23 protein-coding genes and 1 riboswitch are annotated in these 22,050 nt (G+C 57.3%); of the genes, 18 read left to right on the top strand and 5 right to left on the bottom strand.

Annotated features, from left to right (window positions below):
• The first annotated feature begins 68 nt into the window (after window positions 1–68).
• From B3729_RS20185 to B3729_RS20175, 3 genes are all read left to right on the top strand, one after another.
• Complete coding sequence (locus tag B3729_RS20185; RefSeq protein WP_409438625.1) at window positions 69–686, top strand: C40 family peptidase; 618 nt, start codon at window positions 69–71, stop codon at window positions 684–686.
• Between the two features lie 72 nt (window positions 687–758).
• Window positions 759–1,310 carry a C40 family peptidase gene (locus B3729_RS20180; RefSeq protein WP_286788813.1) on the top strand — a complete coding sequence of 184 codons (552 nt, stop codon included), beginning with the start codon at window positions 759–761 and terminating at the stop codon, window positions 1,308–1,310.
• Window positions 1,311–1,380: 70 nt separating this feature from the next.
• Window positions 1,381–1,701 carry a hypothetical protein gene (locus B3729_RS20175; RefSeq protein WP_019366965.1) on the top strand — a complete coding sequence of 107 codons (321 nt, stop codon included), beginning with the start codon at window positions 1,381–1,383 and terminating at the stop codon, window positions 1,699–1,701.
• Window positions 1,702–1,741: 40 nt separating this feature from the next.
• On the opposite strand, the gene B3729_RS20170 is transcribed toward B3729_RS20175, so the two are convergent.
• On the bottom strand, window positions 1,742–2,248 hold the full coding sequence (locus tag B3729_RS20170; RefSeq protein WP_286788812.1) for a hypothetical protein: 507 nt from the start codon (window positions 2,246–2,248) through the stop codon (window positions 1,742–1,744).
• Window positions 2,249–2,562: 314 nt separating this feature from the next.
• Here B3729_RS20170 and B3729_RS20165 point away from each other — a divergent pair, with 314 nt between their 5' ends.
• From B3729_RS20165 to B3729_RS20155, 3 genes are read left to right on the top strand one after another with little or no spacing between them, the layout of a single operon-like run.
• Window positions 2,563–3,765 (top strand): c-type cytochrome, encoded by a 1,203-nt coding sequence (locus B3729_RS20165; protein WP_286788811.1) that lies wholly within the window; start codon window positions 2,563–2,565, stop codon window positions 3,763–3,765.
• Window positions 3,762–4,244, top strand: coding sequence for a (2Fe-2S)-binding protein (locus B3729_RS20160; protein ID WP_286788810.1), 483 nt, complete (start codon window positions 3,762–3,764; stop codon window positions 4,242–4,244). The genes B3729_RS20165 and B3729_RS20160 overlap by 4 nt, the downstream gene beginning before the upstream one ends.
• Window positions 4,241–6,484, top strand: a complete 2,244-nt coding sequence (locus tag B3729_RS20155) for a xanthine dehydrogenase family protein molybdopterin-binding subunit (RefSeq protein ID WP_286788809.1) — start codon at window positions 4,241–4,243, stop codon at window positions 6,482–6,484. The genes B3729_RS20160 and B3729_RS20155 overlap by 4 nt, the downstream gene beginning before the upstream one ends.
• 6 nt (window positions 6,485–6,490) lie before the next feature.
• Here B3729_RS20155 and B3729_RS20150 read toward each other — a convergent pair whose 3' ends face one another.
• A complete protein-coding gene (locus tag B3729_RS20150; protein WP_010794741.1) occupies window positions 6,491–7,357 on the bottom strand; it encodes a metallophosphoesterase family protein in 867 nt (288 codons plus the stop codon).
• Window positions 7,358–7,816: 459 nt separating this feature from the next.
• Here B3729_RS20150 and B3729_RS20145 point away from each other — a divergent pair, with 459 nt between their 5' ends.
• On the top strand, window positions 7,817–8,788 hold the full coding sequence (locus tag B3729_RS20145) for a restriction endonuclease (RefSeq protein ID WP_286788808.1): 972 nt from the start codon (window positions 7,817–7,819) through the stop codon (window positions 8,786–8,788).
• A gap of 55 nt (window positions 8,789–8,843) precedes the next feature.
• On the opposite strand, the gene B3729_RS20140 is transcribed toward B3729_RS20145, so the two are convergent.
• Window positions 8,844–9,209, bottom strand: a complete 366-nt coding sequence (locus B3729_RS20140) for a YggL family protein (protein ID WP_010794739.1) — start codon at window positions 9,207–9,209, stop codon at window positions 8,844–8,846.
• Window positions 9,210–9,424: 215 nt separating this feature from the next.
• A riboswitch (cobalamin riboswitch) is annotated at window positions 9,425–9,621 on the top strand.
• 117 nt (window positions 9,622–9,738) lie between these two features.
• Between B3729_RS20140 and cobO the strand changes: the two genes are divergently transcribed.
• Genes cobO through B3729_RS20090 form a run of 10 tightly spaced genes read left to right on the top strand, consistent with a single transcriptional unit; the run spans window position 9,739 to window position 18,545 of the window.
• A complete protein-coding gene (gene cobO / locus B3729_RS20135; RefSeq protein WP_010794738.1) occupies window positions 9,739–10,380 on the top strand; it encodes a cob(I)yrinic acid a,c-diamide adenosyltransferase in 642 nt (213 codons plus the stop codon).
• Window positions 10,377–11,678, top strand: a complete 1,302-nt coding sequence (locus B3729_RS20130) for a cobyrinate a,c-diamide synthase (protein WP_286788807.1) — start codon at window positions 10,377–10,379, stop codon at window positions 11,676–11,678. The genes cobO and B3729_RS20130 overlap by 4 nt, the downstream gene beginning before the upstream one ends.
• Window positions 11,675–12,340, top strand: a complete 666-nt coding sequence (gene bluB / locus B3729_RS20125; RefSeq protein ID WP_286788806.1) for a 5,6-dimethylbenzimidazole synthase — start codon at window positions 11,675–11,677, stop codon at window positions 12,338–12,340. Before B3729_RS20130 ends, bluB begins: the two co-directional genes overlap by 4 nt.
• Window positions 12,337–13,245 (top strand): adenosylcobinamide-phosphate synthase CbiB, encoded by a 909-nt coding sequence (cbiB, locus tag B3729_RS20120; RefSeq protein WP_286788805.1) that lies wholly within the window; start codon window positions 12,337–12,339, stop codon window positions 13,243–13,245. The genes bluB and cbiB overlap by 4 nt, the downstream gene beginning before the upstream one ends.
• A complete protein-coding gene (gene cobD, locus B3729_RS20115) occupies window positions 13,238–14,227 on the top strand; it encodes a threonine-phosphate decarboxylase CobD (RefSeq protein WP_286788804.1) in 990 nt (329 codons plus the stop codon). The genes cbiB and cobD overlap by 8 nt, the downstream gene beginning before the upstream one ends.
• Window positions 14,224–15,681 carry a cobyric acid synthase gene (locus B3729_RS20110; protein ID WP_286788803.1) on the top strand — a complete coding sequence of 486 codons (1,458 nt, stop codon included), beginning with the start codon at window positions 14,224–14,226 and terminating at the stop codon, window positions 15,679–15,681. Before cobD ends, B3729_RS20110 begins: the two co-directional genes overlap by 4 nt.
• Window positions 15,678–16,199, top strand: a complete 522-nt coding sequence (gene cobU / locus B3729_RS20105; protein WP_286788802.1) for a bifunctional adenosylcobinamide kinase/adenosylcobinamide-phosphate guanylyltransferase — start codon at window positions 15,678–15,680, stop codon at window positions 16,197–16,199. The genes B3729_RS20110 and cobU overlap by 4 nt, the downstream gene beginning before the upstream one ends.
• Window positions 16,196–17,251 (top strand): nicotinate-nucleotide--dimethylbenzimidazole phosphoribosyltransferase, encoded by a 1,056-nt coding sequence (gene cobT, locus B3729_RS20100; protein WP_286788801.1) that lies wholly within the window; start codon window positions 16,196–16,198, stop codon window positions 17,249–17,251. The genes cobU and cobT overlap by 4 nt, the downstream gene beginning before the upstream one ends.
• Window positions 17,248–17,826: an alpha-ribazole phosphatase family protein gene (gene cobC / locus B3729_RS20095; RefSeq protein ID WP_286788800.1), complete on the top strand. Its 579-nt coding sequence runs from the start codon at window positions 17,248–17,250 to the stop codon at window positions 17,824–17,826. The genes cobT and cobC overlap by 4 nt, the downstream gene beginning before the upstream one ends.
• On the top strand, window positions 17,811–18,545 hold the full coding sequence (locus B3729_RS20090; RefSeq protein WP_286788799.1) for an adenosylcobinamide-GDP ribazoletransferase: 735 nt from the start codon (window positions 17,811–17,813) through the stop codon (window positions 18,543–18,545). Before cobC ends, B3729_RS20090 begins: the two co-directional genes overlap by 16 nt.
• A gap of 44 nt (window positions 18,546–18,589) precedes the next feature.
• On the opposite strand, the gene B3729_RS20085 is transcribed toward B3729_RS20090, so the two are convergent.
• The gene (locus tag B3729_RS20085; protein WP_286788798.1) at window positions 18,590–19,885 is read right to left on the bottom strand and encodes an outer membrane protein transport protein; all 1,296 of its coding nucleotides are present in this window, start codon (window positions 19,883–19,885) and stop codon (window positions 18,590–18,592) included.
• A gap of 141 nt (window positions 19,886–20,026) precedes the next feature.
• Window positions 20,027–20,506 (bottom strand): hypothetical protein, encoded by a 480-nt coding sequence (locus B3729_RS20080; RefSeq protein WP_010794727.1) that lies wholly within the window; start codon window positions 20,504–20,506, stop codon window positions 20,027–20,029.
• Between the two features lie 409 nt (window positions 20,507–20,915).
• Here B3729_RS20080 and rnd point away from each other — a divergent pair, with 409 nt between their 5' ends.
• Entirely contained in the window at window positions 20,916–22,043 is a 1,128-nt protein-coding gene (gene rnd, locus B3729_RS20075) for a ribonuclease D (RefSeq protein WP_150347154.1), read from the top strand.
• The last annotated feature ends 7 nt before the right edge of the window (window positions 22,044–22,050 follow it).

The following is a 22,050-nucleotide window of genomic DNA, read 5'->3' as shown; positions in this document are numbered from 1 at the left end:
GCAAAGTGTCGCAACTTTTGAATTATGACACGGTCGTGCCCATGCTACGGACTCGCTTAGCACCCCTCGTGCCCCTAAGTTTTATTGCTTTGTTGGCGGCTTGCGCCAACGCTCCACAACAACAAAAGCCTGAACAGGCACAGCTTTCAAAGCCGGCCCGGGAACAATCGGCCGCTGTTGAAAGCAAGCAATCGGCTCAGCCAATTCATTGGCTTTCCAGCAAAGCTACCCGTGGGGGTGGTCATGCCTCCCGTCAGCCTTTGAGCTGGGAGCATGAGGTTGGCTCCACGCAGCCGATGCCGACTCTGGCCGATAGCATCCTGACCCGCGCCGAAGAGCTTGTCGGTACGCCTTATCGCACTGGCGGAAGCTCGCTCAAGGGTTTTGACTGCAGTGGCTTCGTCAATTATGTCTTCCGCGAGGAAGCCGGTATCCAGTTGCCACGCTCAACCCGCCAGATCATCGATCTTGATGTACCTGTTGTCAGCAAGAACGACCTGCAGCCAGGCGACATTCTGCTGTTCAATCACAACGGCCGCGGTCGTGTCAGTCATGCAGCCATTTACATGGGCGAGGGGAAGTTCATTCATTCCTCGAGCCACCGCAGTGGCGGTGTTCGTGTAGACAGTCTTGAAGACCATTATTGGAAGGTCAGCTTCCTCGAAGGAAAGCGCATATTGCGCTAACAAGGCGTTGATCGCGTAGCGCGTTCAACGCTGCGCGATCAAGGTGGAATGCAAGAGTGAATGGATTGTCCTATGCCTGCTTTGGCTCGTATCGCACTGACTGCTCTGACCATTCTGCTGGCCGCCTGTGCCGGCGCTCCGCCGCCTTCTCCGCCTCCTGCGCCAACGCCTGTTTCCAGGGTTCAGCTTGATACCCATTCACAGGCTGCCGATGACGTTCTGTTTCGCGCAATAGGGCTGGTTGGGACGCCTTACCGTTACGGAGGGAACACGCCCGACAGCGGTTTTGATTGCAGTGGCCTGATCAATTTCGTATACCGCGACGTCATGGGGATTCGCTTGCCGCGCTCCACGCGGGAAATGATCACTCTCAACGCGCCTTCTATCTCTCAATCGGCCTTGCAGCCCGGTGACCTGGTCTTCTTTGCAACGGCTGGAGGCAAGCAGGTCAGTCATGCGGGAATCTATGTGGGTGAAGGGCGCTTCGTACACGCGCCCAGTACTGGCGGAACGGTAAGACTAGACAGCCTTAGTACCCGTTACTGGCAGAAGTCCTATCTGGATGCCAAACGTTTACTGGTTACACCTAACCTGGCCAGCAGTGCCGCTGGCGGGCGCCTCTGATACCAGAGGCGCTTTGAACTCTAGGTGGATCGGTTGAATCTGATGGAAACACACATTTTCCTTCCCTTTCATGCCAGACGCGATTCGACTGCCGCCTCAGCCTGACGCCTGCGAACTTTGCGGACGAAAGGCTCCGCTCACTCGGCATCATCTGATTCCCAAGTCTCTGCATGACAAGCCCTACGTGCAAAAGCGCTTTGATCGTATAGAGCGTATTACGGCAACGCTGTGGGTATGTCGTCCATGCCATAACCACATTCATGCCACGTTTGACGAGAAAGCGTTAGCACTCACCTACAACAGCCGTGAGCGCCTCATGGAGGATGAGCGGATACGAGCATTCGTGGAGTGGCTGTCACGAAAGCCGGACGGCTTTGTACCCAAACGGTAACGCTTGGGCGGGTTAGCTAGAATAGTTTGTTTCCCTTCTTTTAATTGACGCTATAACCACGTCCAGCCAGACAGGCTGTCAATGCGCGACGATAATAATCCGTAGTTGCGCTTGGCGGTGCTGCCGTTGCGGTGGCTGGATCAAAGCCACTTTGAGTGACTGCCCAGCTATGGCATTCATATCGATCCCGAGCCTGCTGATCGGGCGTCTGGCCGCGAGCCGGGTAGGCGATGACGTCATAACTTTGTGTACTGACTGTTGTAGGAACAGGTGGTGTTACAACAATATAGCGCTGTTGATCGGCACTCCATGCATAGTAAGTACCTGCAGCCAAAAAGTAGAGTGCACTGCCTATCCAGACCTCTCGCGCAAAGTCTGGTAGCCCGTGCCCATGTCGGGGGCCTGGGTTGAAGGCCGGACCGGCATTGTGTGGAGCACGCCAGTCTGATCCGGGACCAGGCCCGTGAAGCGGCTCTGCTGTAGCAAGATTGGCTATGCTTATAGCTGCGAGGCCAACAACTGTTTTGCTGAGAGAAAAAAGATGCATATGTGCTCCCATGTTGTATGCGCAATCATGGAAAGGCACCCTACCCAGTTGAACTGCAAGAAGTGTTTGGCTTGTGTAAGCAGTACGTAAATTTTGGGCAGGTGAGAAGTCTGAGGTTTTGATAATGACCGCCAGGCTTGCTGAATCCGTTTTGGTCCATTTGGCTTGCACACACCGCTTGTGGCCTTTATCTTGGCGAGTCGAATCGCAGCTGTCGTCCCATTGCATCGGGACAGGTGAAAAATAGAAGAATAGGACGATAGCCGATGGGGTTAGGCCCACCTTTAGGGCGGGCTTTGTGTAAAGCCCTGCCTTTGTTGTTGCTCGCCACGCTCAATGGCCCTGTCTGGGCGGGAGAGGGCGCAAGCATTGATGCGAAACGGGGCGAATACCTGACGCAGTTGGGAAACTGTCAGAGCTGCCATACCCGTAAGGACGGCTTGCCCTTCGCCGGTGGCGTAGCCTTTATCACGCCCTTCGGTACGCTTTACTCTACTAACATCACGCCTGAAAACACGACTGGTATCGGTGCCTGGAGCGACGACCAGTTTCTCAATGCCATGCATAAAGGCATACGGCCTGATGGCGCACATCTGTACCCGGCGTTTCCCTATACGGCTTACACCCAATTATCCCGTAACGACGTTCTGTCCATCCTTGCGTACCTAAGATCCCGGCCAAGCGTTGTCTATACGCCGCCTGCCAATGAGCTGCGTTTTCCTTTCGATCAGCGTTGGATCATCAAGGGCTGGAAGCTACTCAATTTCCGTGAAGGCCGTTTCAACGAGGTTTCTTCGAACGAACAGATCAACCGTGGCGCTTATCTGAGTGAGGCGCTAGGGCATTGTGGGGAGTGCCATACGCCCCGTACCTGGAGTCAGGGGTTGGATCGCTCTCTACACTATGCCGGTGCGCGCCAGCAGGGATGGACGGCCTGGAATATCACGTCTGACCCTCGTGGTATCGGTGACTGGAGTGACGAAAAGCTGATGAATTACTTGCGAAATGGTCATCAGCGTGGGGAGGCGGTAGCGGGCGGGCCCATGGCACAGGTTGTCAGCGGTAGCCTGCGGTTTTTGACGGACGAAGACCTGCGGGCCATGGTGGCGTATTTGCGTAGCGTGCCTGCAAAGCCGGGCACCGTACCGACGCATGCCGAAATAAGCGTGAAGCCGGAAGCGCAGGGCAATACAGACGCCGAAGCGTTATTCGTGTCGCTATGCGAGAGCTGTCATCATCCCGATGGACAAGGGCTGGGAGGGCCTTATCCGCGCTCTTTTCCAAACTACTCGGCTGTGCGCGACCCGGATGGAACAAACCTCATTCGTGTCATGCTTGAAGGGATTGAGCGAAAGGGGATGCAGGATGAGGCTTTTATGCCCGGCTATCGCGCATTCTTGAATGATGATCAGATTGCGAGTCTGGCCACTTATATCGGCCACCGGTTCGGTGGCCATACCCATGTGTTTTCGGCTCAGGATGTAGCCCGTCAACGAGAAGCAGGAGCCGGGCAATGACAATCCATCAATTGAATGTCAACGGCGCGGCTTACGAGGTCGATGTCGATCCGCAGGTGCCATTGTTGTATGTGCTGCGCAACGAGCTGGGCATCATGAGCCCTAAATTCGGATGCGGTCTTAGTGAGTGCGGGGCTTGCACGGTTCTGGCAGACGGTCGCCCTGTACGCTCCTGCTGCGTGCCGGTCGGCTCACTGGCAAGCCAGGCTATTGTGACCGTTGAAGGCCTGGGTACGCCAGACCGACCACACCCTCTGCAGCAGGCGTTCATCGATGAGCAGGCCGCGCAATGTGGGTATTGCATTCCAGGCATGTTGATGAGTGCACAGGCATTGCTCTCTCAAAACACCTCGCCAACCGACGAGCAGGTCAAACGGGCGCTTGCCGGTAATCTGTGTGGATGTGGAACACATACGCGCATCGTCAAAGCAATCCAGCGTGCCGCAGGCCTCATGCGCCAGGGCGAGGAGCGCTTATGACTTTTCTAGTGTCGCGCCGTTGTTTTCTCCAAGGGCTATCCGCTCTGGTGGTAGGGTTCAGCTTTGACGGTGTTCGGGCTGCCGAGCTATTGACGCCTGACCTTTCGGCCGAGCAGGTGAAGAAAACCCTGGACGCCAGACAGCTCGACGCCTGGTTGGCTATTCGCCAGGATGGCCGCGTCATTATCTATAGCGGCAAGGTGGAGCTGGGAACCGGGGTTGAGACCGCATTGCGCCAGATCGTGGCAGATGAATTGTGCGTCTCGTTCGAATCTACTCGTTTGATTCAGGGTGATACACAGTTGACGCCCAACCAGGGCATCACAGCAGGGAGCAAGACGATTCAGGTGGGTGGTGCCCAATTGCGTCAGGCTGCCGCTTCAGCCCGGCATTATCTTTTTAATGAGGGTGCACGTCGCCTGGGGCTCGATACGTCGGTGCTCGATACGGTGGATGGGTGTGTGGTCTACCGAGGCGATCCAACAGGTCGTTATGTTCGTTATTCCGACCTGCTGACGCAGGGTGCCTTTGAACGTTCTGTAGATAAGACTGCTAGTGTTCGAGCGGTCGAAAGCTATCGAGTCGTCGGTCAGTCCATACCGCGAGTGGATATTCCTGCCAAGGTTTTCGGCCAGTTTCGTTACATTCATGACCTAACTGTCCCTGGTATGGTGCATGGGCGGGTAATTCGTCCTCCGATAACGGGCGCCAGCCGTCTGGATGGATTAAAAATCGAGCACCTCGATGCCAGTGAACTACCGGCAGGCGCGCAACTGGTCTATGAAGGCAACTTCGTGGGTGTGGTTGCAGAGCAGGAATGGGTGGCTATGCAGGCTGCCCGTGCGCTCAAAGTGACGTGGAGCTATACCTCTACGTTGCCGAACCCTGGCGATTTGTACGGCCATTTGCGCCATGTGGCCGGCGAGCCTGAGGTACTGGTCGAGCAGGGCGATGTCATCGAGCATATGGGACAAGCCGCCCAGGTTATCTCGGCTGAGTACCGCTGGCCTTTTCAAAATCACGACTCGATTGGTCCTTCGTGCGCTATTGCCGATGTACGAGCTGACGCGGCAACCATTTGGTCGGGTACTCAAGGCATTTATCCGTTACGGTCGGCTTTGGCCAATCTGCTAGGCATGGACGAACACGCCGTGCATGTCATTTATAGCCAAGCTTCAGGATGCTATGGACATAATGGGGCAGACGATGTCGCGGGTGATGCTGCGCTGCTGTCCAGGCACTGTGGTCGTCCGGTACGTGTGCAGTGGTCCAGGGCTGACGAGCATGGTTGGAACCCCAAGGGTCCGGCTATGCTGATGCAGCTGCAAGGAGGGATGAACGAATCCGGTGACCTTGTGGCGTGGCACTTCCAGAACTGGACGCCTACTCATGTCACCCGGCCCAGCGCCAAGGCGGGAGCTGCTTCCCTGTTGGCTGGGCAACTCTCTCGGGGACTGGCCATCCAGGGGCCCAACGCGGGGGGAGACCGTAACGCCCCCACCAATTACACCCTGGTGAACTGTCGGGTTGAAACGCACTGGATCGACCCCTTGAGTTCGCCGCTACGGCCCTCTGCACTGCGTGGTTTGGGAGCGGTAGCAAACACCTTTGCCAATGAATCCTTCATGGATGAGCTGGCTTGGGCCGTGTCGGTTGATCCCTTGGCGTTTCGACTGCGTTATCTGCAGGATCCTCGCGGCCGTGCCGTGCTTGAAGCGGCCACCCGGCAGGCTCGCTGGACGCCTCGACAGCAGGGTCCTGATCGATGGAAAGGCCAATCCGTCCAGGGCCGCGGGATCAGTTACGTTCAATACGAGAATGAAAATGCCTATGTGGCCGTAGTCGCCGATGTGGATGTCAGCTCAGCCGGAGTAAGGGTCAGACGCGTGACGGTTGCCCATGATTGCGGGCTCATCATCAACCCGGACGGTGTTAGGAATCAGATTGAGGGGAATGTGATTCAGGCGATCGCCCGTACACTCAAGCAGGAAGTGACGTTCAACCCTACCGGTGTGACCAGTCTTGAGTGGGGAGCCTACCCCGTGCTGGCCTTTCATGAAGTACCAGAGATTGACATCGTCTTGCTCGATCAGCCGGACCAGCCTTCTGTTGGGGCAGGTGAAGCAACGTCTGCTGCAGTGCCTGCCGCTATTGCTAATGCGGTATTCGATGCGACAGGGTTACGGCTGCGGCAGGTACCTCTGACAAGAGCGCGCCTGACCAATGCCATGCACGCATAAGCCTTCTTATTGCTGACCGCCGGGCACCAGGACCTCATGGCGATCCGTCTCCAGTGCCTGCTCTTCTGCCTTCCAGGTCAGGTTGAAGCGCTCGGCAACTGTAAAGCGCTTGTCGATGAAGTCCCAGCGCTCTACCTCGACGCATTTGGTTTCACCGTTGCCTACGATCAGTCGATTGAAGGAGTTGGGTGCACTGCCACGTACGCGAGAGGAGAGCGTCGTGCCTGCCTGCACAATCCATATCTCTCGGGAAAGCTCAGGGTACTGGCCGCTTAGGGGAAGAACATAAGGGAGGTGGATATGGCCACCCATTACCAAGTCTAGGCCGGCGTCAGCCCAGGCGGTAAGCGCATCTCCTGCGCCGCCCTGCAGATTGCTCAAGTCACTCAGAACCATGGCGCCAAAGGGTTGATGTGCTACAACGATGCGCAGCTTTTCCTTTGAGGTCTTGTTCAAGCGGTCGACGACGCGTTGAATCTGCTCGGATGTAACCGCTCCGTCCTTGCGCCGCTTGGGGTGCGTAGTGTTCAACCCAATGACCAGAAGATGTTCATCTTCATAGGTAGGCTCAAGGTCGCTTCCAAAATGACGCTGGTAGTTGGCATAGGGCGTCATGAAGCGGGCAAAGAGGTTATAAAGCGGAATGTCGTGGTTGCCTGGTATTACCAGGGTAGCTGGAATGCCATATTTCTCAAGACGCTGCACGTAAGCCAGCCCGGCTTCGAACTGCTTGTCACGGGCTCGCTGTGTGATATCTCCTGAAAGAATCAGCAAGTCGGCGCCATGTTCACGTACGTGATCTTCCAGCGCATCAAGTACGGGTTGTTGTTCGGTACCGAAGTGAGTATCGGAGATTTGCAGAATCGTTGTCATGGGAAATGCATGCTGTCAGTGTGAAGTTACGACGCTAATGGGCGGCGAGAATTCGATTGTCTGGCCTGATTTAACGGTTAAGAGGCTGTAAGTGGTTAGGCGATTCCACTTGCATGGGCGTCTTGAGTTAGCCGTTATTCGTTCAAACGTTCAAACGGCATTATCGATGAAAAACGACACCGATGTCCCTTCGCATAGGTTAAGGAAAATATGTGATGTTTTTATCCAAAAACTTGCAGACAGTTTCTCATCATTGAGCAGTAATCTGCTGCCGCTGCTTGTCGCTATCAACGATTAGCAGTACTTCATGGCTCACGATTTGTAACATATCACGGGCGTTTTAGACGTCATCGCTTCCCGGATTTTGGTCTGGTTACAAACCTGATTACTGATTTCTCACCAGAATGTGCGGGTACCTTCAAACAGGAGGTATCTGCAGGTTAATGGAAGCGCATCGCTATGAATCAAGCGTGGAAGATTGAGGTAGAAGGGCGCGCGCTTAACGAGGCGTTGCGCCGTGGGATAATTGCGCTGGGTTGGCCCAAGCTGGGCGATCTGCGGGCTTATCCTGATGAAAAGGCAATCAAGATCAAGCTTTCCGAGTATACGACCCAGCATAGTGAGTCAATGTTGGATACGTGGGCGTCAGCGCTCAAGACGCTAACCCACGACATCAGGGTAGGCGATGCCGTAGTCGTGTATGACCACAGGACGCGTCAGTACTGGCTGGGACATGTTACAGGTGGGTACAGCTATGATCCGCGTGAATGCGAGGAGTGGCCCAACCTGAGACAAGTCAGGTGGTATGCACAGATTCCCCGTGCGCAGCTCAGCGTCAAGGCGCGCAATGCATTAAGTGCGGTGCAGGGCTGTCAGTTGCGCCAGGAAATCTGGCAGCAGCTCGACTCACTCAGCCGTGGTGATTTTCAGCCGGGCGAGCAGGAGGCCGACACTATCCTCAGTGCTCGACAGGATATGGAAGCACAGGCTCGCGAACTGATTGCTGATCGGCTCGATCGTCTTTCCGAGGCGCAGATCATCCAACTGGTGTCCGGTCTGGTACGCGCCATGGGATTTATCACCAAACAGCCTCCTGCGTCCAGCGGCAGCCTGGCTATTGAGGCCTCCCTGGATGGCTTGGGTCTGCATCCCCCTCATGTAAAGGTCCAGGTTCAGCATCGTCAAGGTATCGTAGGCGGTGAGACTTTGCGAGAGCTTCTGAACTGTCTGAAGGCTGACGACAAGGGTATTTTTGTCAGTACATGCGGCTTCAGCCAGGAGGCCATCTATGAGGCCGAGCGCGCCGGTCAATTGGTGGCTCTGATGGACATGGATCAGTTAGTCGACATGCTTCTGATGCATTACGAGTCTCTGGATCTGGAGCTGAAATCTCTGATTCCCTTGACGCGGATCTACTGGCCAGCCTCCTGAACGCAGCAGAAATAAAAAAGCCCCGGCACTGGCCGGGGCTTTTCACGATGACCTGTTACTCTTCAAAGTGCCAGGCATCGTAGAGTTCGCTGGCAGAAGCGCTTGCCACTTCCTTGCGTGCCTTGAGCCAATCGGTCAGGGCCTGACGGTCTTCCTCGGTGGGCGAGCCGTAGCGCTTGTTTGCCATGATAGTGCCTTCGATCCAGGTTTCGCCGAAGCCACCCATGTAGTCCAGGTTACGGGACTCGACGAAATCGACGAAATCGCTTAGCAGCGCTTCTAGCGCTTCGTCTTCAAGCGATTCCTTGAAATCAGCCTTGAGCTCGAATGCCAGTTCCTGGAACTCGCCCAGATAGAGCTTCTTGCGGATACGGCGCTTCATGCGGCTAAGACGGGGATCGTTGGCAGTAGATTCGGACATAGGGAGACCTGTAGCTCGATAACTTCATGGCCAGCCAAAGGGTTTGACTGGATGGAAAGCGGCGCATTATCACCAGCTTCAGCCAGCATGGCTATCAAATATGATAGCGCGGTGACGATAAAGCGAAATGAATCTGTCGCGCCGGTGGATTTTCTGCGCAAAGATTTATCCCCATTTGCCATGACTTTCGTTGACGCTCCCAGGGCTTGCCCGTAACCTGCGCGTCTGCTTGAGGTGCCTCGTGACATGGGTCGACGAGGTGAAACAGGGAAGCCGGTAGCAAGCCGGCGCTGCCCCCGCAACGGTAGGTGAGTTGAACGTCGCACAGGCCACTGGACAGCTGTCTGGGAAGGCGCGGCGGAGGAGTTTTCCGCTCACGAGCCCGGAGACCGGCCTCAGGCGTTACACGGCAATGCGGAGGGCATTGATCGTCGCACAGGGCTAATGGCGTTGTGCGTCGTTGCCTCGTCTGTATCCTTGCGGAGCAGATCTTTCCGTTCGCCTCAGCCCTTGCCTGAAGGAGAGCGTCATGAGCGATACCCCGGAAACCCCCACCTCGTTACCCGTCGATGATGCGCGAAATGAGCGCCACCGTGAGCGAATGGTCCGTAAGAAAGCTGTCATGGACGAGCGGATCGCCAATGCACAGAATGAGCGAGGCTTGCTGCTGGTACACACCGGTATCGGCAAGGGCAAGAGCAGCTCTGCCTTTGGCATGGTGGCCCGAGCCTTGGGGCATGGACTGAAAGTGGGCGTCGTACAGTTCATCAAGGGACGCGTCAGTACCGGTGAGCAGATGTTCTTCCAGCGGTTCCCCGAGGAGGTCCGTTACCATGTGATGGGCCAGGGATTCACGTGGGAGACCCAGGATCGTCAACGGGACATCGAAAACGCTGCCAGTGCCTGGGCTGTGGCCAAAGCATTATTGAGTGATCCTGAAATAGCACTCGTAGTGCTTGATGAACTGAATATCGCATTCAAGCATGGCTACCTGAAAGTTGAAGACGTGCTGGCGGATATCGAGGCGCGTCCGGTCTCCCAACACGTTGTCGTAACGGGGCGCGGTGCACCGCAGGCGCTGATCGACGCGGCTGATACCGTCAGTGAAATGGGCTTGGTCAAGCATGCCTTCCAGAGCGGCATTCGCGCCCAGAAAGGAATCGAATTTTGAACCTGCATGATCATCGTCGGTGTCCGGCGCTCCTGGTTGCTGCGCCGGCCTCCGGCCAGGGCAAGACCAGTGTAACGGCAGCCCTGGCACGTCTGCATACAAGACAGGGCCGCAAGGTCCGTGTATTCAAGTGCGGCCCGGACTTTCTCGATCCCATGATCCTGGCCCGTGCGAGCGGTGCGCCGGTGTACCAGCTTGACTTGTGGATGGTAGGGGAAGAAGAAAGTCGCCGGCTGCTATGGGAAGCGGCAGGCGAAGCTGATCTGATCCTTATCGAAGGCGTCATGGGGCTGTTTGACGGCACGCCGTCTAGTGCGGACCTGGCACGTCGCTTCAATGTGCCGGTACTGGGTATTATTGAGGCGACCGGCATGGCGCAGACCTTTGGGGCATTAGCCTACGGTCTTGCACATTATCAGGCGGATCTGCCCTTTGCTGGCGTACTGGCCAATCGTGGCTCCAGCGCCCGGCAGACCGAGCTGCTCAAGGCCAGTTTGCCAAGCGGTATGCGCTGGTTTGGTGCCTTGCCGCGCAACTCGGGTATCGAGTTGCCGAGCCGGCATCTTGGGCTGATCCAGGCTGACGAGTTGTCGGATCTGGATACACGTCTGGACGCTGCGGCCGATGCCATTGCTGCCAGTGCCGATACCTCACTACCGGAGCCTGTGCTGTTTCAGGCCCCTATGAAGAAGAGCGTCGAACCGCTGCTGGCTGATGTGCGCATCGGGGTGGCACGCGACGCGGCACTGTCGTTTCTATATCAGGCGAACCTTGATCTTCTACGCGCCATGGGCGCTGAGATTCGGCATTTTTCAGTGTTGCAGGACCAGCAGTTACCGGAAGTAGACAGTCTCTACTTGCCGGGCGGTTATCCTGAATTACATATTCAACAGCTGTCTGGAAATACCGCCATGCAGTATGCTATTCGGGCGCATCATGCCGCAGGCAAGCCCATTCTGGCCGAATGCGGGGGGATGCTCTATCTGCTGGAGCGCCTGGCTGACAAGACAGGCGAGCAGGGCGAGATGGTTGGACTTCTCGAAGGGGAAGCTACCTTGCAGCCACGTCTTACTGCACTGGCGCTGCAAAGCGTTGCCTTCGATAGCGGCACCTTGCGTGGCCATACGTATCATCACTCATCCTTGGAATCGCCACTGGCTCCAACGTTGCGTGGTATCTGCCCCAATGGCAAGGCCACGGCGGAGTCGGTGTTCCAACAGGGCCGCCTGACTGCCAGCTACATTCACTTCTACATGCCATCCGCCCCCGAAACGGCGGCTGCCCTGCTAGCACCATGAATCCTCACGCCTTTTCTTCCGCCGAGCAGGCCGGCGTCTATCGTGCTATCGCCGAACGACGTGACATGCGTCATTTCAGTGGCGGCCATGTACCGGAGGATCAGCTGCGGCGGCTGTTGAGCGCTGCTCATCAAGCGCCAAGCGTAGGCCTCATGCAGCCATGGCGCTTCATGCGCATTACTGATCAGGAGCTGCGTGCCGAGCTTTACCGGCTGGTCGAGTCCGAGCGTGTCTGCACGGCAGAGGCGCTGGGTGAGCGTAGCGATGAGTTCATGCGGCTCAAGGTGGAAGGCATAAAAGAGTGTGCCGAGCTGCTGGTGGCTGCCCTCATGGAGGGGCGAGAAGCCCATATCTTCGGACGCCGTACGCTGCCTGAAATGGACGTGGCATCGCTGTCTTGTGCGATCCAGAATCTATGGTTGTCCGCCCGGGCGGAGGGGCTCGGGATGGGATGGGTTTCGCTGTTCGACCCGGCTGCGGTGGCTGAACTGCTGGGGATGCCTGAAGGCAGCAAGCCGCTGGCCATCCTGTGTCTTGGGCCTGTCGAGGCCTTCTACAATCAGCCCATGCTGGTCGAGGAGGGTTGGCGAACGGCTCGCCCGTTGGATGAGCTCGTGTTTGAAAACCGCTGGGGTTCTGTCAAGGAGACTGAAAAGACATGATTCTGGCCCTGACCACCTTTTTAGGTGTGCTGCTGGATACGATACTGGGCGAGCCTCGACGTTGGCATCCTCTGGTGGGATTTGGTCGGTGGGCAAACGCGCTGGAGCGCCGTTTCAATCCAGGCGGTGGCGGCTGGCGCAGTCACGGGCTGACGGCCTGGTGCATGGCTGTACTACCGTGGGTCGTCTTGGTAGCGCTACTCGATCAGATTCCCTACGTAGGCTGGCTGGTTGAGGCGCTGGCGCTGTACTTCGCGCTTGGCCTTAAAAGCTTGGGCGAGCATGCCAAGCCCATCGCGCTGGCGCTACGGCGTAATAACCTGGAGGAGGCGCGGCGGCGTGTTGGCTATGTGGTCAGCCGGGAAACCCGTGAGCTGGATGAAGAGGCTGTCGCGCGGGCAGGTACAGAATCCGTACTGGAAAACGGAAGCGACGCTGTTTTTGCGGCTCTCTTCTGGTTTGTCCTGTTAGGCGCCCCGGGTGTTGTTCTATACCGCTTGGCCAATACGCTGGATGCCATGTGGGGCTATCGCAATAACCGCTTCGAACGCTTTGGCTGGGCGGCTGCACGCATAGATGATGGGCTCAACTACGTGCCGGCGCGTCTGGTGGCATTGACGTATGCACTGTTGGGTAACTTTGGCTCCGCTCTGCATTGCTGGCGAACACAGGCGCCTCGTTGGGACAGTCCCAATGCCGGTCCAGTCATGGCGGCGGGCGCCGGTGCGCTGGGCGTGACACTGGGTGGTCCAGCGCGCTATCACGGCGAGCTACATGATCGGCCTGTTCTAGGATTGGGGCCTGCACCCACAGCGCACAGTATCGATATGGCACTGCTGCTCGTCCGTCGGGGCGTCATGCTCTGGGTGGCCGTTATCGTGCTGGGAGGCGTGATCAGTGCTTGAGCATGGCGGACGTCTGCGCAAGGCTGCGCAGCGCTATGGTATCGCGTTGGAGAATTGGCTGGACCTGTCGACCGGGCTTGCGCCTATGCCCTGGCCAATACCCCACATACCGTTATCAGCCTGGGCGCGTCTGCCCGAGACAAACGACGGCCTGGAGCAGGCTGCTGCTTGTTACTACAGTGCTCCACGGGTGCTGCCTGCTGCCGGCTCGCAGGCGGCCATCCAGGCTCTCCCCACACTTCGTCCTGAAGGGCGAATAGGCGTATTGGCACCCTGCTACGCTGAACACGAGCAGGCCTGGGAGCGAGCAGGGCATTGTGTTGTACCCCTGTCATTGGGCGATGTAGACGCAACGCTGAGCACGCTTGACGTCTTGGTACTGGTCAATCCGAACAATCCTACCGGACAGCTTATCGAGCCTGAGCGGCTGCTCCGCTGGCATGCCAATCTGATTCACTGGGGTGGTTGGCTAGTCGTGGATGAGGCGTTCATGGATCTCTCTCCCGCTTACAGTCTGGCTTCATGGACGGATCGGCCAGGATTGATCGTACTGCGGTCTTTCGGGAAATTCTTCGGTCTTGCAGGCGTCCGGCTGGGCTTTGTGCTGGCTGAAGCGAACTTGCTGGAACGACTGGACGATGTTTTGGGCCCTTGGACAGTCAGTGGTCCAGCTCGGGCCGTGGCACGTGAAATTCTGCTCGATGAGGATGGTCATGACCGGCAGCGCAAGAGGCTTGCGACGGCAGGGCAGCGCCTGGCTGATGTATTGACCGCTCACGAGCTGGTCCCTGATGGAGGGTGCGGTCTGTTTCAATGGTTGGCTCGACCCGATGCTGAGGCGCTTCATGAATTCCTGGCCAGACGAGCCATTCTCACGCGTTTTTTCCCTTCAATAGCGGGCATCCGCTTTGGTCTTCCCGGTGATGAAGCCGGTTGGACGCGACTCACCCTGGCTTTGCAGGCATACAAGGATTCCTTATGACAACCGTGATGGTGCAGGGCACCACCTCCGATGCCGGCAAGAGCACCTTGGTCGCCGGTTTATGCCGCTGGCTCAAACGCCAGGGAGTGGCTGTCGTACCGTTCAAACCACAAAACATGGCTCTCAACAGTGCCGTCACGGCAGACCATGGTGAGATAGGGCGCGCCCAGGCTGTACAGGCCCAAGCCTGTGGAATCGCGCCGCATACAGATATGAATCCCGTGTTGCTCAAACCCAATACGGACATCGGCGCACAGGTCATTATTCATGGTCGTGCAGTGGCTACGATGGATGCCAAGACCTATCACGGCTACAAGCGTATCGCTCGCGAGGCGGTGCTGGAATCCCATGCGCGTCTGGCCGGCCGATACGAGGTGATCATGGTGGAAGGAGCAGGCTCGCCCGCAGAAATCAACCTGCGTGAAGGCGATATTGCCAACATGGGGTTTGCCGAGCGCGTGGACTGCCCGGTTATCCTGATCGCCGATATCGACCGGGGCGGTGTCTTCGCCCATCTCGTGGGCACGCTAGAGCTTCTTAGCGAGTCGGAGCAGCAGCGTGTAGCCGGTTTCGTCATCAACCGTTTCCGCGGCGATATTGCATTGCTCAAGCCGGGCCTGGACTGGCTGGAAGCGCGGACGGGCAAGCCGGTGCTGGGTGTTCTGCCTTACTTGCACGACCTGCATCTCGAAGCCGAAGATGCGGTCGATACGCGACAGATTGCCAAGCGGGACGAGGTTATCCGAGTGGTGGTGCCGGTGTTTCCACGCATCAGCAACCACACTGACTTCGATCCGTTAAGGCTGCATCCCCAAGTCGAAATCAGTTTTATAAGACAAGGTCAGGCGCTACCGCCTTGCGACCTGATCATTCTTCCTGGGTCAAAAAGCGTGCGAGGCGATTTGGCCTTCATGCGCAAACAGGGGTGGGATACTGATATCCAACGGCATCTCCGTTATGGAGGACGCGTGCTGGGTATTTGTGGCGGCTATCAGATGCTGGGCCGTACCGTAAGTGACCCGCTCGGGCTGGAAAGTGATCCAGGTGACAGCGCAGGTTTGGGCGTGCTCGACATGAACACCGAGCTGGCCGCTGAAAAACAACTCCGTAATGTCGCGGGGTGCCTGGCGGCTACCCGGTCTGCCGTAACAGGGTACGAGATTCATGCGGGAGTCACCGAAGGGGCCGCCTTGGAGCGACCTGCCATTATCCTGGATGATGGTCGCTGCGATGGCGCACTGAGCGAAGACGGGCTGATCATGGGAACCTACCTGCATGGGTTGTTCGAGTCGCCTGATGCGTGCACCGCCTTGTTGCGCTGGGCGGGGCTGACTACTCCTGAACGTGTCGACTACCATGCCTTGCGCGAGCGCGATCTCGAACGGCTGGCGGACTTGGTCGACCAGCATCTGGACACCGCGAAATTGCGTGCTTTATGTGGAATAAACCAATGAAGGAATTGATTCTGGGGGGCGCGCGTTCGGGCAAGAGTCGCCTTGCAGAAAAATTGGCCACTGACTCAGGTCTGGATGTCATCTACATTGCGACGGCCCAGGCCTGGGACGGCGAAATGCGTACCCGAATTGTCCAGCATGCCGACCGCCGCCCCGTTGAGTGGAGACTGGTGGAAGAGCCTCTTTATCTAGCTGCGGTGCTGCGAGCTCATGCTTCGGCTGGGCGCTGTCTTCTGGTGGATTGCCTGACCCTCTGGCTGACCAATCTTCTAATGGCAGAGGATGCCACTATGCTTGCCCGGGAGCGAGCGGCCTTGCTGGAAGCCCTATCCGAACTACCAGGCCATATCATTCTGGTCAGCAACGAGACTGGCATGGGAGTAGTGCCGCTGGGTGAGCTAACCCGGCGCTATGTTGATGAGGCGGGCTGGCTGCACCAGGCGCTGGCCGAGCAGTGTGATCGTGTTGTGTTGACCGTGGCAGGTTTGCCAATGACGCTCAAAGGAGCTTCTTTATGACGCAGTACTGGTGGCAGGCACCCTGTCAGCCATTGGATGAGCGGGCCCGCCAGTTGGCGACGGCCCGCCAGGCGCAGCTTACCAAGCCGCGTGGCGCTCTCGGGCTGCTGGAGCAGGTTGCGATTGATCTGGCGGCGATGCAGGGACGTGAGCGGCCTGTTATCGAGCATGTGGCAATCAGTGTCTTCGCGGGGGATCACGGTGTCGTGGAGGAAGGTGTGTCTGCCTATCCTCAGGCGGTGACAGGCGAAATGCTGCGTAATTTCGTCGGCGGTGGCGCTGCTATTAGTGTCCTGGCGCGTTCGCTCAAGGCTCCGCTGGAGGTCATTAATCTAGGAACTGCCGAGCCCATGGAGGCGTTGCCAGGCGTTATTGATCATCCTCTTGGTCCAGGTACGGCCAACTTTACTCGCGAGCCGGCCATGACTGTTGCTCAATGCGAGGCAGCTCTGCAGGCAGGACGAGACAGCGTCCAGAAAGCCAAGGCAAGCGGCGCTCAGCTGTTTGTCGGTGGTGAGATGGGGATTGGCAACACCACGGCGGCCAGCGCTATGGCTTGCGCGCTATTGGAGGCCTCACCTATTGCCATGACGGGGCCGGGAACCGGACTCGATGCAGATGGCATCGCTTTGAAGGTCGCGGTTATCCAGCGTGGTCTGCTACGCCATGCGGAGTCATTGAGTAACCCACTAAAGGTGTTACGCCGTCTGGGTGGCTTCGAGATTGCCGCGTTGACCGGTGCTTACCTTGCCTGCATGCAGGAGGGAGTTCCGGCGTTGGTCGATGGGTTCATCAGCTCTGTTGCCGCCTTGTGCGCCGTACGAATGAGCCCCACCGGGCGTGAGTGGCTGCTGTTTGCTCACAGCGGAGCCGAGCCGGGCCATGCACTTGTGCTTGAAGCACTCAACGCTCAGCCGCTGATTGAGCTGGGGCTGCGTCTGGGGGAGGGAAGCGGTGCAGCATTGGCGGTGCCCTTGCTTCAGTTGGCGTGTCGCCTGCATGGCGAAATGGCGACTTTTGCCGAGGCCAGCGTATCGGATCGCCCGGCATGAGCCTGTTTCTGTTGAGACATGGGGAAACACAAGGGCCGGGTGGTTTTCGGGGGCGTCTGGATCATCCACTGTCGGAGCAGGGGTGGTCCAGTATGCGGGCCGCGGCCTTAGCATTACCGCCATGGGAGTTGATTATCAGCTCGCCCCTTGAGCGTTGCCGAGCCTTTGCCGAGTGGCTGGCGGGTATGCAGACAGTGGAGTGCAAACTTGAGCCTGACCTGCGCGAGTTGGACTTTGGCGATTGGGAGGGGCGTACCGCTGCCGAACTGATGGAGGGTCAGGCTGATGCCCTAGGCCAGTTCTGGGCTGATCCCTACAGTTTTACGCCGCCCAATGGAGAGCCGGTGGCCACGTTCGAACAGCGTGTCCTAGGCGCCATGGAGCGTATAGTCAGGCGTACAGCGGATACGCGCGCACTAGTGGTAACCCATGGCGGCGTTATCCGGTTGTTGCTGGCACGGCAGCAGGGGCTACCTCGCAAGGATCTGCTTCAAGTAGAAGTTCCTTATGCCAGTCTTCATGCTTTTGAGGCGTCTGCCTTGAGCGACACGTACCCACCATGCTGCCCTTCCTGATTGCCCTGCAGTTCTTGACTCGTCTGCCGGTACGCCTGCCCGGCATGCCTCCACCCGAGAAAACCGGTGAGTCTTTATTGTGGTATCCCATGGTAGGCGTGCTGGTGGGTACCATTTTATGGCTGCTTGGCAACCTGCTCGGGCAAGCGGCTCCGGTATTGCAGGCCGCTATTGTTCTGGCTGTATGGGTCGCGCTGACCGGTGCGCTGCATCTGGATGGCCTGGCGGACACGGCAGATGCCTGGGTCGGTGGCTTTGGTGACCGTGAACGCACCCTGACAATCATGAAGGACCCTCGCTCCGGCCCGATTGCAGTCGTTGCAGTAATCATTGTGCTCTTGCTCAAGTTCGCGGCGCTTTACGTACTGCTTGAGCACAACCAGTTGGATGCCGTCCTGCTAGTTCCCTGGCTTGCGCGAGTTGCTCTGCCTGGGCTGCTACTCGTGACTCCTTACGCAAGGCCGGGAGGCTTGGGTCAGGTGCTGGTCGATCACATGCCGAAGCGGTTGCTGCGCCTTGTACTGGCCGCCCATGTCATCGTCATGTTGCTCGTGATACGCGAAAGCCTGATCGCTTTGCTGATGGCAGTGCTGCTCTTTCTGTGGCTTCGTCGAGCATTCATGACACGCCTGGGCGGGACTACTGGCGATACGGCGGGTGCGCTGGTCGAGTTGCTTGAGTGCGGTGTTCTGGTTGCGCTAGCCCTGACGAGTACCTGAATAAAAACGCCGCCTCAAGGGCGGCGTTTTTTCATACATGTCTATCAGAAGCGATAGCTGACCTGAGCGGCCAAGCCATGGGCGCTGTTTTCAACCTTGGCACTGTAGGCCGGTTGCAAAGCAGTCGCTTCACGATTAATCGAGGCCTTGTCTTCCCACAGGTAGGCATAGGCAACATCAACGGTCAGATCAGGCGAAGGAGACCAGCCTGCACCAATCGATACGGTCTTGCGATTACCCACCGGAATACGCACGTTGCGGTATTCGTTGTCGGTCGGCGACGGATCGATTGCGAAACCAGTGCGCAGTACCCATTGGGGGTTCAGCTGATAGGAAGCGCCGATGGCATAGGACCAAGTGTCGTGCCATTTGAGTTCTTCATCCACTGTGCCAAGGACATTGCCCAGAGTAGGTACTGTAGGCGTTCCACTGTTTTGTACTTCCAGCTTGTCCAGACGGCTCCAGCGGGTCCAGGTTGCGCCACCGTATAGTGTCCAGCGATCGTCAAGCTTGTAAGTAAAGGATGTATCCAGCGATTCAGGGGTAGTGATATCCAGCTCGGCATCGTACTTGCCATTCAGCGGGCTGATCAGGCGATTGACAACGGGAGACAGACTGGACACGCCACTGGCCTTGGTATGGCCCTCCAACTTGTATTTCACTTTGGAGTGGTAGGTGACCCCGACCGCTAACTGATCCGTTACATCGGCCAGCACGCCAATGTTGTAGCCCAGCGCAACATCATCGCCCTTGATTTTGACTTCCGCATCACCGCCACCCAAGGGCGCAAGGGACAAGTTGCTTTCCAGCTTGCCAGCGATTCGGTTGATCGTAGGACCAAAGCCAACGGATACGCGCTCATTGATCTTGTAGCTCAGCGTTGGTTGGACTGTAATGACCTCAACCTTGCTGTACGATCCGTGATAACGACCCTGGAAACTATTTTCATAGTCACTGATCAACGCGTAGGGTACATAGATACCCAGACCAAAGTGCCAATCATCATTAAGTGGTGTTACAACGTAGCCGAACGGAACGGCGGATGTCGGCACCATATCCCCTTCGTTGGTGCCACGCGCATTCGAACGCACATTACTAAAATCGCTACTGGCATCAATTACGGCCGCTCCGCCGCTGATTTCAGTACGCTTGAGCTTGGACATGCCAGCCGGGTTACCAAAAACGGTCGAAGCATCCAATGCAGAGGACGAACGACCGGCAAAGGAAGTCCCCATGCCACTGGCGCTTTGCTCATTGATGGCAATGCCGTTGGCAAGGCTAAGGCTAGAAAAACTGGCGACAGCCAGCGCAATTGCTGTTTTCAACCCTGTTGTTTTCATTGTTAGCGCAACTCCAGAAGATGACGCGGGCGGAAACTATCAGAACGGTGACCTTTTACCAACAGCCACGACGAGCGTATCGCTCAAAAAAGGTTTTAACAGTCTATTGGCCGTTATTCAAAAAAGACTACCGGGTCACACTCAGGCTACCTGGTTCCACGTCTCGCTGCAGCGCTGCCAGGCCATGTGAAAGTCGTGAAGACGGCCTCTAGGATTGAAAACCTTACGCCATAACCGGGCCTGCCCCTGATGGTCGTCAGGCTCCGGTAAGGGCAGGCGTGATTCTTCGATCATGAGCCAGGCGATTGCTGTGGCATAACGAAGGTTGACGGTCAGCTCCAGATGAGGCGCCCCGAAAAAGGCATGTTGACTGGCGAGGCCTCGGACAAGGCTGGCTAGCTCAGGGTCGCGGGCCAGATAGTAATCCCAGAGGGCGGCATGCCGTTCGGCGGAAATTCGGTAAATACCGTGGTATTGCTGTGTTTCAAGCGTGGCGCCTAGCGCAGACTGCGTGGCGGCGGTGGCCAGCAGCATGGCCTCTGCTGCCAGGGAATAGCGGTCTAGATAGACCAGGGTGGGACGAATAACATACTGACTCAATTCGCATGCAGCGATTCCCATGGCTACCTCATCACTAAGACAATGACCCGCTCGAGTCGAATGCCTGGTCGGTTGATGTTGTTTTCGTGTAGCCCCGACTTCTCTTGACGTTAGGCCTTGAACTTCAAGTTTAGCTTTAAGTTTCGCACGTAAACCTAAGCCCTTAGACGATTTTGAAGTTTTCATCCCTGCCCATATTCCGCTTGGTCACGTTAGACTCATGCCGCCAGGTTCGAATGGCGGTCGCCTCGGCAGGCTGGTACCTGTCTGGTCATGCCGTGCAGCCTGCCCTATGTTCTAAGACAACGAAGCGCCTCAAATGTGGCAAATCGGGACGCTTGATAAGCATTGAGCGGCTTAATCTGGGCCTTTGATCTGCCTGAACGCTTCAAGATGGATATACTTCCGGTAACAGTACTGGAGGATTTACGTGGCTCTTGCTATCCAATGGCTCAAAGACGATGCCAGCCTTGCTCGACAATGCGCGTTCTGGCGCACCTTGCCCTTCATCGTGCTCGACACCGAGTTCATGCGGGTCGATACCTTCTATCCCATTGCGGGCCTCCTTCAGGTCGGCGACGGGCAGGGCGCTTTTCTGATCGACCCATTGACGATCAGTGACTGGGCGCCGTTGTCTGGGCTGTTGGAAGACAAGCAGGTCGTAAAAGTCCTTCATGCCTGCAGTGAGGACCTTGAGGTTCTGCTCAAGCTGACCGGAAGCCTCCCCGAGCCGCTATTCGATACGCAGCTGGCGGCTGCCTATCTGGGGCTGGGCCATTCGATGGGATATTCGCGTCTGGTACATGAACTGCTGGGTATCGCCCTGCCCAAGGATGAGACACGCTCGGACTGGCTTCAGCGACCACTGACGGAGCTACAGGAGCGCTATGCCGCGGCTGACGTGGAGCATCTGGCGGAATTGTATCTGGCGTTGTCTGAGCGCCTGGATCAGACGAAGCGGGGATGGCTCCTAGAAGATGGGCGTGAGCTGGTAGCCAACCTCAAGCAGGAGTCGGACCCCTATCAGGCGTATAAAGATGTCAAGTTGGGCTGGCGTCTGTCACGTCAGCAGCTGGCTGTGCTAAGGGCCATCTGTGCGTGGCGCGAGCAGGAGGCAAGGTTATGTAACCAGCCTCGCAATCGTATTGTGCGCGAGCGCTCCCTGTGGCCTCTGGCGCGACTTCAGCCCAAGGACAAGGTCGCGCTGGCCCGTATCGATGACATGCATCCTCGTACTGTACGTCAATACGGCGATCACCTGATCGAGCTGATCAGTGAGGCCGCCAAGACGCCTCCGGATCAATGGCCTGAGCCGTTATCCGAGCCGCTGCCTCCGGAAATCTCGCCGATTCTGAAGGACCTTCGTCTCATTGGCCAGAGTGAAGCTGAGCGCCTGACCATGGCGCCTGAACTCATGCTGCGAAAGAAAGTACTGGAAGCCTTGATCAAGAGTGGCTGGCCGGATGGTCAATATGTTTTACCCGACACGCTGCGCGGATGGCGCCGCGAGTTGATGGGGCAGGCCTTGCTGGATCGCCTGGCTGCCTTGCGAACCTGATGTTATC

The organism is Pseudomonas sp. UBA3149, from assembly GCF_002364655.1.
In the GTDB taxonomy this organism is placed as follows: domain Bacteria; phylum Pseudomonadota; class Gammaproteobacteria; order Pseudomonadales; family Pseudomonadaceae; genus Chryseomonas; species Chryseomonas luteola.
Note: the sequence above shows the minus strand (reverse complement) of the source record. Positions and strands in the feature narration are given on the sequence as shown.

What these genes read in the sequence shown, in the direction of transcription:
- B3729_RS20180 (WP_286788813.1), top strand. Translation starts at nt 759, where the DNA reads ATGCCTGCTTTGGCTCGTATCGCACTGACTGCTCTGACCATTCTGCTG.
- B3729_RS20175 (WP_019366965.1), top strand. Translation starts at nt 1,381, where the DNA reads ATGCCAGACGCGATTCGACTGCCGCCTCAGCCTGACGCCTGCGAACTT.
- B3729_RS20170 (WP_286788812.1), bottom strand. Translation starts at nt 2,248, where the DNA reads ATGCATCTTTTTTCTCTCAGCAAAACAGTTGTTGGCCTCGCAGCTATA.
- B3729_RS20160 (WP_286788810.1), top strand. Translation starts at nt 3,762, where the DNA reads ATGACAATCCATCAATTGAATGTCAACGGCGCGGCTTACGAGGTCGAT.
- B3729_RS20155 (WP_286788809.1), top strand. Translation starts at nt 4,241, where the DNA reads ATGACTTTTCTAGTGTCGCGCCGTTGTTTTCTCCAAGGGCTATCCGCT.
- B3729_RS20150 (WP_010794741.1), bottom strand. Translation starts at nt 7,357, where the DNA reads ATGACAACGATTCTGCAAATCTCCGATACTCACTTCGGTACCGAACAA.
- B3729_RS20145 (WP_286788808.1), top strand. Translation starts at nt 7,817, where the DNA reads ATGAATCAAGCGTGGAAGATTGAGGTAGAAGGGCGCGCGCTTAACGAG.
- B3729_RS20140 (WP_010794739.1), bottom strand. Translation starts at nt 9,209, where the DNA reads ATGTCCGAATCTACTGCCAACGATCCCCGTCTTAGCCGCATGAAGCGC.
- cobO (WP_010794738.1), top strand. Translation starts at nt 9,739, where the DNA reads ATGAGCGATACCCCGGAAACCCCCACCTCGTTACCCGTCGATGATGCG.
- bluB (WP_286788806.1), top strand. Translation starts at nt 11,675, where the DNA reads ATGAATCCTCACGCCTTTTCTTCCGCCGAGCAGGCCGGCGTCTATCGT.
- cbiB (WP_286788805.1), top strand. Translation starts at nt 12,337, where the DNA reads ATGATTCTGGCCCTGACCACCTTTTTAGGTGTGCTGCTGGATACGATA.
- B3729_RS20110 (WP_286788803.1), top strand. Translation starts at nt 14,224, where the DNA reads ATGACAACCGTGATGGTGCAGGGCACCACCTCCGATGCCGGCAAGAGC.
- cobU (WP_286788802.1), top strand. Translation starts at nt 15,678, where the DNA reads ATGAAGGAATTGATTCTGGGGGGCGCGCGTTCGGGCAAGAGTCGCCTT.
- cobT (WP_286788801.1), top strand. Translation starts at nt 16,196, where the DNA reads ATGACGCAGTACTGGTGGCAGGCACCCTGTCAGCCATTGGATGAGCGG.
- cobC (WP_286788800.1), top strand. Translation starts at nt 17,248, where the DNA reads ATGAGCCTGTTTCTGTTGAGACATGGGGAAACACAAGGGCCGGGTGGT.
- B3729_RS20090 (WP_286788799.1), top strand. Translation starts at nt 17,811, where the DNA reads ATGCTGCCCTTCCTGATTGCCCTGCAGTTCTTGACTCGTCTGCCGGTA.
- B3729_RS20085 (WP_286788798.1), bottom strand. Translation starts at nt 19,885, where the DNA reads ATGAAAACAACAGGGTTGAAAACAGCAATTGCGCTGGCTGTCGCCAGT.
- B3729_RS20080 (WP_010794727.1), bottom strand. Translation starts at nt 20,506, where the DNA reads ATGGGAATCGCTGCATGCGAATTGAGTCAGTATGTTATTCGTCCCACC.